This window comes from Firmicutes bacterium HGW-Firmicutes-1 (assembly GCA_002841625.1).
Taxonomy (GTDB): domain Bacteria; phylum Bacillota; class Clostridia; order Lachnospirales; family Vallitaleaceae; genus HGW-1.
The window spans coordinates 3,552-18,810 of sequence record PHAG01000022.1; the positions used below are offsets into that span (position 1 = coordinate 3,552).

Here is a 15,259-nt window from a genome sequence, read left to right on the forward strand (position 1 = left end):
GACAACCTTATCACCCTTCATCAGCGTAAGCATGAATATTAATACAAAGCCTGTTTGGGAGAAATTTTATCGTTATCATTAAAATTTACACCAACTTGGGAACTGCGTAAGTTATGGGAAATAGTCGATGTTCGTGGTGGAAAAGATTACAAACATCTATCCGAGGGGGATATTCCCGTTTACGGAACCGGTGGATACATGCTGAGTGTTAATGAAGCACTCTCCTATAAAGAAGATGCAATCGGTATTGGGAGAAAAGGCACAATAGATAAGCCTTACATTTTAAAAGCACCATTTTGGACTGTAGATACGCTATTTTATGCTGTTCCAAGAGAAAATTATGACTTGGATTTTGTCTTTGATCTTTTCCAAAATATTGACTGGAAGAAAAAAGACGAATCCACAGGAGTGCCGAGCTTATCCAAAACTGCAATAAATGAAATCGATGTTATTGTGCCAAAAGAGAATGAGCAGAAAGTTGTTGGCGCATATTTTACCCGAATTGACAACCTTATCACCCTTCATCAGCGTAAGCCACAGATTAAATTAGGAGGTTATGTTGATGCTTAATGAAATTAAGAAATCAGACTTATTCTGTGAATATTATGCAAAATGGATTGTGGTGTATAAGAAAGGTGCTATACGTAAAGTTACAATGGACAAATATCTTATGACATTCCATTGGCTAGAGAAATTGATACCCAATCTAAAAATCTGTGATTTGACGAGAATTGCATATCAGCAATTGCTTAATGATTATGCTTCTTATCACGAAAGGCAAACAACAATGGATTTCCATCATCAACTTAAAGGAGCCATATTGGATGCAGTAGATGAAGGGCTAATTGATAGGGATCCCACAAGAAAAGCAATTATCAAAGGAAAACCGCCAAAAGAAAAGAAACTAAAGTATTTAAATCAATTTGAGCTCCATACTTTACTGACTACTTTGGAGCTTAAGTCAGAAGTTAATTGGGATTGGTTTATTCTTTTAGTAGCTAAAACTGGTATGCGGTTTTCTGAAGCTCTTGCTTTAACGCCTAAAGATTTTGATTTTTCTCATCAGACATTATCGATAAGCAGAACATGGGACTATAAGGGGGAAGGCGGATACCTACCTACAAAAAACAAATCATCGGCAAGGAAAATTCAGATTGACTGGCAAACTGTAATCAAATTCTCTGAATTATTGAAAGGATTGCCTGAGGATAAGCCAATATTCGTGAAAGAGAATGTGTATAATTCTACAGTCAATGATATCCTAGCTAGGCACTGTAAGAAAGCTAAAGTTCCTGTCATATCAATTCATGGTTTGCGCCATACTCATGCGTCTATATTACTCTTTGCAGGTGTTTCAATTGCGAGCGTTGCAAGGCGATTAGGACATGCAAGTATGACAACCACACAAAGAACCTATCTGCATATCATTCAAGAACTTGAAAACAAAGATGTAGATTTGGTTATGCGCTCATTGTCTGTACTGGCTTAAATAATAATAGTTATTCTGCAGTGGCTTGCGTTGATGAAGGGTGACAAGGCTACTACTTTACAAAAAACCGTCTTGCAATTACAACTTGAGACGGTTTTTATCTGTATCCAGAATTACTTTTATTCTGGAAAGTGTCAATGCTTTAAAGAATGCTTTGCCGAAGGTGAATGAGTTTTTAGCTTAAAATATTACAAAACTGAGCGATGCGATAAAGAAAGATATTAATAGATTAACTCATGTACTTTAATCACTATCCGTTTTAATGGACACATCTAGTGTTAATATGATATTATTATAGGTGTTATTATTTGGAATTATACTTATGAGGCGAGTTGCTAGTTGATGGGATTCGTTGAAAAGTATTTTGGATTGGTTTAGCTGATAACTATAAGAAGTGTGAAAATAACGAGGTGAATCCAAATGGCAGAAATAAAATATGAAATCATAGAAATGCTTGGTGTATTATCAGAATCTACAAAAGGCTGGACAAAACAGTTAAATCTCGTAAGTTGGAATGATAAAGAGCCAAAGTATGATTTGAGAGAATGGGATCCTAACCATGAAAAGATGGGTAAGGGTGTTACCTTGTCAAAAGAAGAGCTAGTCAAACTGCGAGATATTTTAAATAGCATGAATTTGTAAGAAGTGTATAGGACATTATGAAGGGCATCTGTGTAAGATAAGGATTTGTTTTATTTGGGTGCCCTTTTTTTATAATTTTTTAATGGAAAACATAATAAAGAGCAAGCGGAGGATTAACCATGCAGAATCTGTTTATAGGAAAATTTACAAAGAAAGATCAATATGATGGGAATTATTATCAGGTTAGCAATGAACGTGAAATTTCATGGTTCAATGGCTTAAAAGAAGGTGACTTTGTGCTACCAAGTCATGGTGGTTATTTTGGGAAGTTGTTGAAGCTAAAAACGTTTGAGAATCACGAGGGCTCAATCAATGCCGTTTTTGATGTTGTAAAGACATTTTCTCCAGATCTGACGCTTGCCGGAAACATCGTTTGCTGTAAGTATTTTGCTCCCGAAATGAATCTTTTAAATAAGGCAATTAAATCCACCAAAGGTTATGGATTTCACAAAATTGAACTAGAAGAAAGTTGCCCAAGCATCGATACTATAGATTTTGAAAAGGCGCAGAGAAGATTTCTCGTGATTTTGGATGAAATGATGACGAATATCAATTTTTTCAAACCTTCTGATCTGTGTGTTGTGATCAACAACTTAAATGATGCTGGTATTGAAGATATCCTTGAATACAACGGGCAAAAGTTTCAAAGACACAGTATCCTGTGGAACTTATATCAGGAGAAAGTTGACGGTGGAACTAAAAAATATTCTCTTCACCAATTGCTCGACTTTGCAGATGCTAAAAAAGATGCTGCACCCAAAAAGGAAAAGTATTTGAATGCAGTATTAGCAGCACTTGAAGTAGACAAGTATTTTGTTGCAGATAATGCGGTCGCTTTATATGACAACATTTTAGTGGGAAGAAAGCAATATACAGCAAAAGGTTCAAATCAGACTGGTGTGGAGTTAGTTGATGGTGGCGAAGACGAAGATTTAGATGAAAACTTATCAGCCTATAGCCAGTATGCAAGACTTATGGAATTTAATCCGAACATTATTTTATATGGGCCTCCGGGGACTGGAAAAACTTATGGGGCAATGAGAATCATCGAAGCGTTTGAATCGCTAAAAGGGAACCCTGCTTCATTTAATGCAGTTAAAGATCAAGGTCGAGCGCGTTTTATTACCTTCCACCAAGCTTTTTCTTATGAGGAGTTTGTTGAAGGGCTCAGACCTGAGACAGATGACAATGGAAATATAAAGTATGAAATCAAGCCAGGTGTTCTGAGAAGAATAGCAGAAGAATGTAAAATTCAAGCGCGAAAAGAAGGTATCAAGGATAATGTCTTAGCAGATACAACTGGGGAGAGCAAGGTCTGGAAAGTTTCGCTTGGAAGACGAAACATGGATGAACACATTTATAATACATTAAAGGCTAAAGAGGAAATTGCTATTGGATATGGTCCCGAGGAAAGCGTGATCGATTGGACCGATGAGCAAATCGATGAAGCGGATAAAAGTGGTATGTTAAAAACGCTCAGAAGCAGATTGCAAATAGGAGACATCATTTTTATTTTTAACAGCATCAAAACCATTCGACTCATTGGTATTGTTGTATCGGATTATTACTATACCGATGAAGACTCATTTGGCTATAGACATAGACGTAAGGTGAAGTGGATCAAAGACTGTGAAAAAGAGCCTGTAGATGTTTTTAAGTTAAACCAAGAAAAGCAACTCACTTTGTCATCACTTTATGAGTTGAAAATCAATTCTGCAGAAGCGTTGAAGCTTGTTGACGTGAAAGAAGATAAGACTGTTCAATCGAAGCCGTATTACTTGATTATTGATGAAATTAATCGAGGCAATATCGCTAAAATATTTGGGGAGCTCATTACACTAATAGAAAAAGACAAGAGGGACTCGCTGTCTTGCCTTTTGCCATATTCAGGACAAGAGTTTACGCTGCCTAAAAACATTTACATTATTGGAACAATGAACACAAGCGATAGATCTATAGCACTACTTGATACGGCACTTAGAAGAAGATTTGCATTTATAGAGATTGCACCGGATTCTTCATTGGTCGAAAGCAAAACACCAACTATTGGTGGAAATGTTTCTCCGGCAAAACTCATGAATGCTATTAATGAAAAAATCACAGAAATGATTGACCGTGACCATAGAATTGGACACAGCTATTTCTTGAGTGATGATCTCATTTCAAAGATGGATCTTTATCATGCATGGTATTATAAGATTTTACCGTTGCTCATGGAGTACTTTTATAATGAAGTATCAAAAGTTGCAGAGATAGTGGGCGATCGTTTCTTTGACAAGAAAACTGGAGAAATTGTGCCTCTTGGATTAAAAGCGAATGAATCAGGAATTTCAGACTTTGAAAGTGCCTTGATGAAGATTTATGAAAGAGGAAATTAGAATGTCTAGCGGTGTGATCACTTTATTTGAAGATAGAAAAACGAAGATAAACTTATCGCATTCTCAAATCAATGACATTCTTTTCTTCAAAAACCTTTTAGGCAGTCAGTGTATAAGCCTTGACTATGATGGTTCATTGCAAATCATGCATTATGTCGGTTTTATATCAAGGGGAACCACAAGAGTGCAAATACTTCCGAAAATTTATGAGAATGCAGGGATAAGTGGAACAGTCGAGATTAGAGAATCGACCAAAGTGCTTTACAATTTGCTCCGGGTATCTAATTATAATAAGGTTCTTCATTTGCCTGAGAGTTTCAAATCTGGTTTAGAAGAAATTGACCTATTAGAAATATTCATAGGCATTTTCGCTGACCGAGTCTTTAGAACTTATTCAACAAAAATGAACCGTGAGTACTTAGAAATTGAGGAAAACAGTTCTTTTGTTAAAGGTAAAATCAGCTTTACAAAAACCATGAAGCATAATTTACTCAGAAAAGACCTTCATTACGTGAATTATCAAAGTTTTGAGCACGATAATGTTATTAATAACGTAGTTAAAACAGTTGCAATCAGGTTGATGGAATATACTCGGGATGCCGAGAATAAGAAAAATCTTAAAAAGGCACTTATGTTCTTAGACGATGCGAAACAGATTGAGCTGTCTTTATCACTGATTCAATCTGTTAAGTTTACAAGACTGAACATGGAATTTGAATCGGTGTTCAATATGGCAAAGATGTTCTATTTGAACCTACAGCCAGAGAATTTTGCTGGAGATGAATCAGTGTTTTCATTTTTAATACCAGTTAATGACCTATATGAGCATTATCTGTATAAACTATTTTCTGAAATAGATGGTTACCAAGCAAAACATGAAGATGTTCGTAGCTTTGCTCGTGCTGAGGGCGGGAGAAATGTACTAAGAGTTAAACCAGATATTTTGATTTTTATAGACAATGCAATTGCTCTCGTAGCAGATGCAAAATATAAGAATCCTTGTTTTAATAATGGGCTATACACAAACATCAGCAGAGAAGATATATATCAGGTTTTTGCATATTCCAAAGTTTATGGGGTTCAGAAAACGGCACTCATTTATCCACTATTTGATGATATTCCAAGTCCCATAAGCCGGGTTGTGTTAAAAGATAACGATGGTGAAGTGGAGCTTAATATCCTGTGTGTGGACATTAAGAACAACAATTTCGAAGATGTAAAAGCGCAGCTGAAAGCAGAACTTCTTCAAGAATCCAGCGGATAAGAGGTGTTAAAAATGGGCAAAAGCTCAAATCAAAAATTGAAATTGCTTTATCTACTAAAAATGTTGAATGAAAAGACAGACGAAGACAATACCATGACAATCAACGACATGATTGCAGAGCTTGATCGTTACGGCATCACTGCTGAGCGTAAATCCATCTATGATGATCTAGAAGCATTAAGACATTATGGGCTTGATATAGCATCGCGAAAGTCAAAAACTACTGACTATTTCGTTGCGAGCAGATTATTTGAGCTACCAGAACTAAAACTGTTAGTAGATGCTGTCCAGTGTTCAAAGTTCGTCACGCATAAAAAAAGCAATGAGCTTATCAAGAAGATTGAGAGCTTAGCAAGTCATCAGCAAGCACAATCGCTACACCGCCAGGTATACGTCTCAAATAGGGTTAAAACCATTAATGAGAGTATTTATTACAACGTTGATAGTATTCATGAAGCGATTGCAGAGAACAAAAAGGTATCATTTAAATATTTTGACTTTGACATCAAAAAAGAGAAGGTGTTTAGGAAAAAAGGAGACAAGTATATCGTCAGTCCTTATGCCTTATCATGGGATGATGAGAACTATTACTTGGTTACATTTTCAACTAAGTATAATGACTTTACGCATTATAGGGTTGATCGAATGAGTGAAATTGAACTAATTGAAGAGCAGAGAGATCCATTGCCGGATAAAGAACATTTTGATATTGCGGAATATACAAAGAAAGTTTTCAATATGTTTGGTGGAGAAGAAGTAATGGTGCAACTGCAATTCGATAATTCACTTGTAAATGCGGTAATTGATAGATTTGGGAAAGAGATTATGATTGGCAAAGGTGATGATGACAACTTTACTATTTGGATCAAAGTAGCGGTAAGTTCAACTTTCTTTGCATGGCTATCACAGTTTGGCAATAAGGTGAAAGTGCGTTCACCTCAGACGGTTGTGAATCAGTATAAAAATTGCTTAATGGAAATATTTTCAGTTTATGAGGATTAATCTAGATCCAAAAAAAATATTGTTAAATATGAGAGGCGGTACCGACTATGAGATTTACTTTAGTTTTTGAAAACAAACAGGAGGGCATCGGGGCATCTTACGATTTGCTTTTTGCACCTTGTCCAATTTGGGACGCTGCAGGTAATCACATTTTAAATTTAAACCCACAGGATCCTTACTTAAATTCAGGATGTGTGAAACGACTTATCGAGCAGGAGCATTTACAAGGTGTTGAAAAGTGCGTTCTTATAATTCATTCTATCGGTCATGGGGATGACAAGAGTTTAAAAACATTGAGGGCTGATCTGGATGCATTGGACATCAAATATAGTATTGTAGACTTTCAGGAATTAAATAATGGATGATGATTCTGAGGACATTAAGATGGGATTCTGACTCATGGTAGCGAAAAATGATTTAATGCCAAATATAGATTGGTCATTCTAAGAGCAGTTTGATGTATTCAAGTGAACCAGTAGATCATACAAGAACACGGTAAAAATCACTGTCCGTTTTAACGTACTTATTATTTGATACAATGTATAAAAACGGAGGTGTATTTTTATGTCAAAGATATCTACAAGTGCAGATACTAAAGAAATTGCTTTAACCATCTACAATGGTGGTTTTGGTGCAGTGAAAGAAAGTAGAACCATTCATCTTGATGGAGCTGATTTTGAACTTATCTTTGCTGATGTTGCTCAAATGATTGAAACAGATTCTCTAATTGTTCAAGGTATCAATGTTCTTGAATTTAACTATGACTTTGATTTAGTGGATCGAGATAAACTGCTTAGAAAGTATGTGGATAAAGAAGTTTATTTGAAGGATAGAAAAACTGGCGATAAAAAGCGATGCCGATTGTTATCTACTGAGGGCGGTGGTCGATGTGTTCTTGAAGATGTTGAGACCAAGGAAATCTATCTACATACCCAAGCAGAAATAGTGTTGCCATCACTACCGTCGGGACTCATTGTTAAACCAGCATTGGTTTGGAAGACAGATGGAAAGCCTTCCGAAGATGTTCAAGTGTCCTATTTAAGTGCCGGATTTAACTGGGTTGCAAATTATGTAGTTGAATTGAAAGACAAAACGCTTAACCTTATTGGTTGGGCAGAAGTTGAGAACAAGAGCGGCATGACCTTTGAAAATGCTAAAATCAAGCTAATTGCTGGAGATGTTAATCGAATCAAAAATAATGAAGATGAGAACGATACGAGATACTATGTCTGCGAATCGGCGGCTGCACCTCAAGCAGAAGAAAAAGCATTCTTTGATTATCATATGTATACGCTAAACCATGCTACAACGCTTAAGAGTAACCAGTCAAAGCAAATCTGTATCTTATCGGGTAATCATATTCCATACAAACAATATTATAAGCTGGATTTGCATGAAGAAAAGGCTGATATTATTATAGAACTCCAAAACTGCAAAGAAGATGGTCTTGGAATAGCAATGCCAAAGGGTAAAATTAAACTTTATAAAGAAGATGATGCAGATCACTCTCTCGAGTTTATCGGTGAAGATCAAATCGATCATACACCAAAGGATGAGCCGATAAAATTGTCCATTGGTAAAGCGTTTGATATTACTTATGAATACAACGAAGTAGATCGCAAAAAAAATGGTGGATTTGAGCATTACAAATATGAGTGTGTTATTCGTAATCACAAAGAAGAAGCAGCTGACATCATCTTTGAACCATATGTATGGGGTGCTTGGGAAATGGTAGAGTCTTCTCATGAGTATACCAAAAGAACAGCTACACAACTAGAATACCGAGTAAATGTGGCTGCTAACTATGAAACACTGGTACAATTTGAATACAAAATTGATAGACGTACCGAAGTCGTAGTAAAGAAATAGGTGGTATAGATATGGAAAACACAGTTGCTAAAAGATATGACAAATTGAAAGCACTGGTGGTTAATAGAAAGGTACAGTTTGACGCACTTGTGTCTTTTATGGAGGATGAAACTACTTGGCTGGCATCACCAGCGAGCACCAAATACCATCTTTGCACAGAAGGTGGACTGCTCGAGCATTCTGTTAACGTAGCAGAATGTATGTTGAAAATTCGGGCAGTGTTAGCTCCAGAAATCAGCGAGGAAAGCTGCGTAATCGTTTCGTTAATTCATGATTTTGGAAAAGTCGGAATGCCGGGTAAACCTCAATATCTAATAAACGAAACCACTGAAAATCAGCACAAGAGTGGACATAAGCCGGATCCACCGTACAGATTCAATAAGGACCTAACATATTTGAGTGTTCCTGTGAGAAGTCTCTATCTTGCTTCGAAACATGTTGAACTCACAGAACAAGAGGTACAAGCCATCGTTTATCATGATGGGCAGTATGTAGATGATAATCGATCAGTCGCAACACACGAAGAACCATTGACACTGTTGCTGCAATATGCGGATAGTTGGAGTGGGTTTGTGGTGGAAATGTAAATAACTATAATGAGTTGAGAGACGAAAGGGGTAAGAAATGGCATCAACTGTAATACAAGCATTTAATGAATTCTTGAAGGATATTGTTAATTTGGATTCAAATATAACAAAAAGAGCTATTAGTAGTCGTGATTGGTTAATGAATCAGATTGCCAATTTCAAGACAAAGGATAGTGATTTCCCAAAGTTGTACGAAGATATAAACATCAATTTTGGCTCATTTGCAAGGAAAACAAAGATAAGAGAATTGGATGACATTGATATTATGATAGGGCTAAATGCTCAAAAGTCAACATATATGACATATTCTGATAGAATTGAGATCGCAGTTTCAAGTGATGCTACAGATTTATTAAAATTGTGTCATTCAAATTCTACATCGCTTAACTCAAAAAGGGTCATTAATAAATTTGTTTCTGCCTGCTCAAATGTACCTCAATATAGCAACGCCGAGATTAAGCGAAATCAAGAAGCAGCAGTTTTAAATTTGAGTTCTTATCCATGGAGTTTTGATATAGTACCGTGCTTTATTACTTCTGAAGATTGTTATGGAAAGAGTTATTACTTGATACCTGACGGTAATGGTTATTGGAAGAAAACAGATCCGAGGATTGATAAGGAAAGAACGACTCGGATAAATCGAAATCATGATGGTAACATTCTTCAAATAATTAGGATGCTAAAGTATTGGAATAGAAGAGCAACAATGCCGACTATGTCATCATATTTGCTTGAGACAATGATACTAAACTATTATGAGGGGCAAAGCTCAAAGGCTAGCCAATTTGTAGATGTTGAATTTCCAAAAGTAATGGCCTATATATACAATAACATTACGGGGAACGTTGATGATCCAAAGGGCATACAAGGAAACATCAACAGTTTGACTTATGATGAAAGGACTAGAATTAAGAACAAAACAGCGATAGACTACAATGTAGCCATAGCTGCAAGCGAATTAGAACAAAACAAGGACATGAAATCTTCAATCGGTAAATGGGGAGATGTATTTGGGAGTGAATTCCCCAAATATAATTAGGGGGATGAGTGATTGAGTATTAATTTAAGACAGAATAGTGAGTGGAATCTTAAACGCCTCGCGGCACAAAGGCAATTATATTCAGAAGCAAAGCAAGTAATGATAATTCAATTTGTTTTAAGTGGAATTTTCACGGTATCATTAGCGATTTTAGGGAATATAATTGATGAAAAGTATCTTGTTTATACTGTGTTTGCTGCAAGCATCATTATTGTTCTTGATGAGCTTCTTTTATCAAAGAGAATTGACAAAATAAAGGAAGAAGCTGCTAAAATTCAAGAAGAGTTTGATTGTGATGTATTGCAGTTGCCGCATAATGATATCAAGTTTATAAATACCTCAATGTTGGAAATAATACAAGAAAAGTCCAAACTATATATTTCAAAACACAATAATTATGATACTTTGTTAAATTGGTATCCTGGAATTGATGAAGCGGATAACAGATATTACGGTTTGATTTGTCAAGCTACTAATTGTTGGTGGAATCAGACTTTAAGAAAAAAATACTCGGAATTTTTATCAATAACTCTCTCGGCGGTATTCCTGGCATTATTATTTATAGCTATTATCAAAGGGATTACAGTAGCGGTATTTATTATGTCAGTTTTTTCACCTATACTGCCAGCTTGTGTCTTGGTTTATAAATCAAATAGAGATAACTGTAAAGCAATAAGCAATTTAAACCATATGAAAGGAAAGCTTGATGAAATCATAATAAGAATTAAGTCTGGCAATTCATATTCAGATGGACAATTGACTAATGATTTAAGATGCTTGCAAGATATGATATTTGAAAATAGGTCATCAAGTCCACTCATACCAAACAAATTGTACTTTAGGCATAGAAATAGGTATGAGGAGATCGCACAAGAAACAAACAAGGAATTGGTTAAGTCTATTCAGAACTTATAGTTAATTAAATTGGTTTCTACACAGCAAAAAAGAGCCAACGAATATGAAGGCTCTTTATTTTCGCAAAAAATCTGATTTTGCATCAATCAGGTTATTGAATTGATACCCTCTAGTATTCATAGAAGATATCTTAATGGCCACCAAATTTATATCAATCGATAAAGCTTTAGCAATTTGCTCAATATCATACCCATCATGAGCCAAAGTCAAAATCTTATCATCTGGCAAGAGAATCTCCGAAGCAAAAAGATTAGCTTCATACTCCGGCCGACTTTTCATATCATAGAGCATGAATTCCTGTAAACAGACTCTTTTGGCTAAATCTTGATGCAGTATATCATGCCCAAGCTCGTGAGCACATACAAGCGTTTTGGAGTAAGAGTCAAGTCCCTCATTTATGACAGCAAAACGGTTTTTCTTAAGATATTTATACATTCCTTTCAAACTTCCGAGGTCTGCATAAAAGACCTCAACTCCAATGGCTTTGCACAATTCAAACGGATCCCGTGTATCATATTTTTTAATAAGTTCATGAGCGACAGTCTGAATATAATCTCTATTTGGCATGATAAATTCACCTCCCCCAATATAACAAGTTTAACAAACGAACTATCCCGAAAAACGGACAGTGACTATTCATTAGGCTCGCTGTTTTTTTTGTATTTTTTGGGGGTGTATTTTTTATTATTATCTTTTGCCTTCCAATACATCTCTGTAATGGCTCTAAATACTTTGTCCTTGTCTTCTTCGCCCAGTTCGCCACCTGCAAATAGTCCGCCGAGTTCTTCAACAAGCAATTTAGCATCTTTTTTCCCACGTGCGCCATACTTAGATGCTGCTTCTACAATAAAATTGTCTTCTTCTTTCATGAGTTCTTCGATTGTGGTGCTTAAAGCAACGCATAGCTTGTTTAGAATAGCCACATCTTTTGGATAACGTTGATTGCTCTCATAGTTCTGAATAGAACGCAATGAAAGTCCGGTTTGATTAGCTAACTCCTGCTGACTCATTTCTGCCAAATTCCTGAGTTCCTTAATTTTCTCACCAAACAACATGACTATGACTCCTTCCTGATTTGTGCATTTAGAATGCAATAATGGTCATAATATTCTGATTGACACAGAACATACGTTCGAGTATAATTTGATTATTGAATATGCAACTTCGTTCGTAATAAATATATCACTACTTGTTGCCCAGAGTCAACATGAAATAAAAGGAAGGATTGATGCCATGAGAAAGGAAAGCAGAGTAATGAAGCAATGTGGGTTAATATTTAAGGGCTTGAACATTGATCGTAATACTGTTCTGCATAAAACAAAATTGCTACTCAAGATATATAGACCCGTTGTTTGGTCAACATCAAATCGTGTTTTTGAAGTTTGTGAGAGTGCAGAAATGTATTGTAGTCGAACAATGGAGGAAGCGCTTGAGTATCTGGCGAACTACGCACCAGATAACGAACAGGAAAGATTTTCAGAGAGGGTGAAATCGCTCTTTGAAACACAATGGCTGATTTTGTTAATTGACAACACAATGAATAAAATTTATGGGTATCCTGATAATGGTCAACTGTATCATGAAATACTCAGTAAGCAATATTTGACCGTTTATAAATACACAGAGTTTGAAATGTTGGAGTTATTGGGGCTTGAGCGCAGTACATATTATGACAAAAAGAAAGAGGCTCTCGATTTATTTGCAATTTGCCTATGGGGTTATACTATCCCTTCAATGCGAGGTATGTTTGGCATTGGTGAGGGGTCACTTGAAGTACCCGATTTCTTTCAAGTCATAAATGACCCGACTAATTCCCGACTATAACCCGATATAGTTCCGACTAAGTCCCTACTGTATTCCGACAATGGACATGTTACACTGACTATGCTGGTGAATTATGGCATAAAATAATTGAATAACCTCAAAGCCAATTTGGTTTTGGGGTTTTTTAATGCCTGTTTTTCGAGCAGGAGGGACAAGCTCAGGTGGTGGTGATTCTCACCTCCTATTTTGTTGTTTACTATATGAAGGCTAGTAGAGCCGGGTCTAACAGAAATGTTATTCCCGGCTTTTTCTATGCTCATTTTTAGGAGGTCGCATGAAAAAGTCACTGCAAGGTTCGCAGATAAGATGCCGAGCTCCTCCGTTTTCTGATGTTGATGCAGCCAATTAGAAATCAGAAAAGGAGGAAATACAAATGGCAACAATGAAAAGAATTCCAAATTACAGAAAGATGTATCCAACGGCAAGTGAAGAGGTGATTGAAGTGTGATGAAACCAAGCAAGTCGCTTTTTTTATTCCAAGCAGGGAGGATTCGCTAGAGCGCTTGATTGAAGCAGAAGAACAATTTGTAGACGAAGAAACCAATGTTGAAGATGAGGCAACTAATAAGGTCATGATCCAAAAGTTAAAAGCATCATTAGGTCTTTTAACAACTGATGAATACGACTTAATTCTAGCTCTGTTTTTTGAAAACAAATCAGAACGTGAATATGCTCAAATTAAAGGCGTTTATCACAATGCAATCCATAAAAAGAAGCTTCGTATTCTAGAAAAATTAAAAATATTTTTAGAAAAATAAAATTTTAGGGTGTGCAACCTCCCTTCTCATCGTGGAAGTAAGTGAGGGGATCTTTTTATCCTCACAAATGCACCTTGAAAATTTCATATCCGATTTCATAAATACGTTAGCTGATGAGCCTGAAAAGGAAAAGCGACACGGTTAGATGCGCGAAGACCACCTGTAAGGTCAGAACAGATCCATGCAAATGGATTTTTTCTCTTGGGAGAATTTTTCTCTGATTTTATAAATGTGGCCAACAATAAAGGTGCGAGCGGGCCCGTCTGATCCAGAAACAGAGAAGTGGAGCAAATGTTCCAGACAGTTCAACTGTTTTGCCATAACCTCATCAGCCTATAATGATACTTCTGCCCAGCCACAGACATCGCAATGGGGGTAGCCTGCGGAGATCCCGGAGGAGGTGAGAATCCTATGATGAGATGAACTGGTCTCAGTTTATGAAAACGCCCTAATGTCGTAAAAGACAGTAGCGCTAGGAATTTGTGTAAAATACAGTGCGGATGAATCAAAGAAAACTGACTTAATGTCAGAACCCATGGGGATTACAGAAGTCTATCGACTCACTTTTCTTCTGGCGTTTGTTTTACTAATGCCAGGAGAAAAGTAATCCCTATTATTGTGATATTAAGAAAAATTGAAGAGCGAAAGGAGCAGAAATATGGAAAGTGATATGAAGAAAATAGCCACCGATACAGCAAAACTACATGGCATGACAAAAGAACAATCCAAGTGTGAAGTTCAATATAAGATGGCTCAAAAGATGTTAGACATCCTGCTCCGAAGAGGGATTGTAACCGAGGAAGAACGCAAAAAAATAGATGAATTGAACCGCCAATCCTTCTCTCCACAGCTTGCCAAAGTATATGTGTAAAAACACTTGCTTTGTACAGTGTGTTGGAGTAATGTGTGTTGCTAACAGGGGATGATAGTCCCAGAAAGGAGGAAAACGCATATGACAAAAAAGGTCACTAAGATTGAACCAGTCAGGCAAAAGGTGATGCACGAATTAAGACCTAAAAAGCGTGTTTGTGCATACTGTAGAGTCAGTACGGATTCCACCAAGCAACACACGTCCTATGTTGCCCAAGTAGAGTATTATAAGAGCTATATTGGCAAACGTGAAGAGTGGGAATTTGCCGGTATCTTTGCTGATGAAGCAAAAAGCGGTACACAGGTCAAAAGCCGTGACGAATTCATCCGAATGATGAAGGAATGTGAAAATGGGAATATTGATATCATCGTCACCAAATCAGTCACTAGGTTCGCCAGAAATACCATAGACAGCATTGAAGCCATAAGAAAGCTAAAGGCACTCGGTGTCACCATATACTTCGAAAAAGAGAACATCAACACCATGTCTGAGCAAAGTGAACAGATGCTGACAATTTTAAGCTCGATTGCACAGGGAGAATCAGAGAGTATCTCCACTAACAATAAATGGGGAATACAAAAAAGATTCAGGGATGGTAGCTATAATCTCACCTGTGTGGCT

16 protein-coding genes and 1 pseudogene are annotated in these 15,259 nt (G+C 36.6%); 15 read left to right on the forward strand and 2 right to left on the reverse strand.

The features are described from left to right. Nucleotides 1-54 precede the first annotated feature (54 nt). The 11 genes from CVU84_17290 (at nt 55) to CVU84_17340 (ending at nt 11,185) form a co-directional block, all read left to right on the forward strand. Complete coding sequence (locus tag CVU84_17290; GenBank protein PKM93130.1) at nt 55-570, forward strand: type I restriction endonuclease subunit S; 516 nt, start codon at nt 55-57, stop codon at nt 568-570. Continuing rightward, nucleotides 563-1,489 carry a site-specific integrase gene (locus CVU84_17295; protein PKM93131.1) on the forward strand — a complete coding sequence of 309 codons (927 nt, stop codon included), beginning with the start codon at nt 563-565 and terminating at the stop codon, nt 1,487-1,489. The genes CVU84_17290 and CVU84_17295 overlap by 8 nt, the downstream gene beginning before the upstream one ends. 420 nt (nt 1,490-1,909) lie before the next feature. Further along, nucleotides 1,910-2,131 (forward strand): hypothetical protein, encoded by a 222-nt coding sequence (locus CVU84_17300; protein ID PKM93132.1) that lies wholly within the window; start codon nt 1,910-1,912, stop codon nt 2,129-2,131. A gap of 119 nt (nt 2,132-2,250) precedes the next feature. Then, nucleotides 2,251-4,509 carry a hypothetical protein gene (locus CVU84_17305; protein PKM93133.1) on the forward strand — a complete coding sequence of 753 codons (2,259 nt, stop codon included), beginning with the start codon at nt 2,251-2,253 and terminating at the stop codon, nt 4,507-4,509. Then, complete coding sequence (locus CVU84_17310; GenBank protein PKM93134.1) at nt 4,493-5,773, forward strand: hypothetical protein; 1,281 nt, start codon at nt 4,493-4,495, stop codon at nt 5,771-5,773. The genes CVU84_17305 and CVU84_17310 overlap by 17 nt, the downstream gene beginning before the upstream one ends. A 12-nt stretch (nt 5,774-5,785) precedes the next feature. Beyond that, entirely contained in the window at nt 5,786-6,775 is a 990-nt protein-coding gene (locus tag CVU84_17315; protein ID PKM93135.1) for a WYL domain-containing protein, read from the forward strand. Between the two features lie 47 nt (nt 6,776-6,822). Continuing rightward, nucleotides 6,823-7,140 carry a hypothetical protein gene (locus tag CVU84_17320; GenBank protein PKM93136.1) on the forward strand — a complete coding sequence of 106 codons (318 nt, stop codon included), beginning with the start codon at nt 6,823-6,825 and terminating at the stop codon, nt 7,138-7,140. A 199-nt stretch (nt 7,141-7,339) separates the two neighbouring features. After that, complete coding sequence (locus CVU84_17325; GenBank protein PKM93137.1) at nt 7,340-8,644, forward strand: DUF4139 domain-containing protein; 1,305 nt, start codon at nt 7,340-7,342, stop codon at nt 8,642-8,644. An 11-nt stretch (nt 8,645-8,655) separates the two neighbouring features. Next, the gene (locus CVU84_17330; GenBank protein PKM93138.1) at nt 8,656-9,231 is read left to right on the forward strand and encodes a phosphohydrolase; all 576 of its coding nucleotides are present in this window, start codon (nt 8,656-8,658) and stop codon (nt 9,229-9,231) included. Nucleotides 9,232-9,268: 37 nt separating this feature from the next. Then, complete coding sequence (locus CVU84_17335; GenBank protein ID PKM93139.1) at nt 9,269-10,270, forward strand: nucleotidyltransferase; 1,002 nt, start codon at nt 9,269-9,271, stop codon at nt 10,268-10,270. Nucleotides 10,271-10,282: 12 nt separating this feature from the next. Continuing rightward, nucleotides 10,283-11,185 carry a hypothetical protein gene (locus CVU84_17340; GenBank protein PKM93140.1) on the forward strand — a complete coding sequence of 301 codons (903 nt, stop codon included), beginning with the start codon at nt 10,283-10,285 and terminating at the stop codon, nt 11,183-11,185. Between the two features lie 54 nt (nt 11,186-11,239). Here the strand turns inward: CVU84_17340 and CVU84_17345 are convergent, their stop codons facing one another. Both CVU84_17345 and CVU84_17350 read right to left on the reverse strand, forming a co-directional pair. Next, nucleotides 11,240-11,752 carry a toxin gene (locus CVU84_17345; GenBank protein ID PKM93141.1) on the reverse strand — a complete coding sequence of 171 codons (513 nt, stop codon included), beginning with the start codon at nt 11,750-11,752 and terminating at the stop codon, nt 11,240-11,242. 65 nt (nt 11,753-11,817) lie between these two features. Then, nucleotides 11,818-12,240, reverse strand: a complete 423-nt coding sequence (locus tag CVU84_17350; GenBank protein PKM93142.1) for a transcriptional regulator — start codon at nt 12,238-12,240, stop codon at nt 11,818-11,820. A 178-nt stretch (nt 12,241-12,418) separates the two neighbouring features. Between CVU84_17350 and CVU84_17355 the strand changes: the two genes are divergently transcribed. The 4 genes and pseudogenes from CVU84_17355 to CVU84_17370 form a co-directional block, all read left to right on the forward strand. Further along, nucleotides 12,419-13,009, forward strand: a complete 591-nt coding sequence (locus tag CVU84_17355; GenBank protein PKM93143.1) for a hypothetical protein — start codon at nt 12,419-12,421, stop codon at nt 13,007-13,009. Between the two features lie 373 nt (nt 13,010-13,382). Next, nucleotides 13,383-13,767, forward strand: a pseudogene (locus tag CVU84_17360) (sigma-70 family RNA polymerase sigma factor). 658 nt (nt 13,768-14,425) lie between these two features. Next, entirely contained in the window at nt 14,426-14,638 is a 213-nt protein-coding gene (locus tag CVU84_17365) for a hypothetical protein (GenBank protein ID PKM93144.1), read from the forward strand. An 81-nt stretch (nt 14,639-14,719) separates the two neighbouring features. After that, a partial coding sequence (locus CVU84_17370) for a recombinase family protein (GenBank protein ID PKM93145.1) occupies nt 14,720-15,259 on the forward strand: 540 nt, incomplete at its 3' end.

What these genes read in the sequence shown, in the direction of transcription:
- CVU84_17295 (PKM93131.1), top strand. Translation starts at nt 563, where the DNA reads ATGCTTAATGAAATTAAGAAATCAGACTTATTCTGTGAATATTATGCA.
- CVU84_17300 (PKM93132.1), top strand. Translation starts at nt 1,910, where the DNA reads ATGGCAGAAATAAAATATGAAATCATAGAAATGCTTGGTGTATTATCA.
- CVU84_17305 (PKM93133.1), top strand. Translation starts at nt 2,251, where the DNA reads ATGCAGAATCTGTTTATAGGAAAATTTACAAAGAAAGATCAATATGAT.
- CVU84_17310 (PKM93134.1), top strand. Translation starts at nt 4,493, where the DNA reads ATGAAAGAGGAAATTAGAATGTCTAGCGGTGTGATCACTTTATTTGAA.
- CVU84_17315 (PKM93135.1), top strand. Translation starts at nt 5,786, where the DNA reads ATGGGCAAAAGCTCAAATCAAAAATTGAAATTGCTTTATCTACTAAAA.
- CVU84_17320 (PKM93136.1), top strand. Translation starts at nt 6,823, where the DNA reads ATGAGATTTACTTTAGTTTTTGAAAACAAACAGGAGGGCATCGGGGCA.
- CVU84_17325 (PKM93137.1), top strand. Translation starts at nt 7,340, where the DNA reads ATGTCAAAGATATCTACAAGTGCAGATACTAAAGAAATTGCTTTAACC.
- CVU84_17330 (PKM93138.1), top strand. Translation starts at nt 8,656, where the DNA reads ATGGAAAACACAGTTGCTAAAAGATATGACAAATTGAAAGCACTGGTG.
- CVU84_17335 (PKM93139.1), top strand. Translation starts at nt 9,269, where the DNA reads ATGGCATCAACTGTAATACAAGCATTTAATGAATTCTTGAAGGATATT.
- CVU84_17345 (PKM93141.1), bottom strand. Translation starts at nt 11,752, where the DNA reads ATGCCAAATAGAGATTATATTCAGACTGTCGCTCATGAACTTATTAAA.
- CVU84_17350 (PKM93142.1), bottom strand. Translation starts at nt 12,240, where the DNA reads ATGTTGTTTGGTGAGAAAATTAAGGAACTCAGGAATTTGGCAGAAATG.
- CVU84_17355 (PKM93143.1), top strand. Translation starts at nt 12,419, where the DNA reads ATGAGAAAGGAAAGCAGAGTAATGAAGCAATGTGGGTTAATATTTAAG.
- CVU84_17365 (PKM93144.1), top strand. Translation starts at nt 14,426, where the DNA reads ATGGAAAGTGATATGAAGAAAATAGCCACCGATACAGCAAAACTACAT.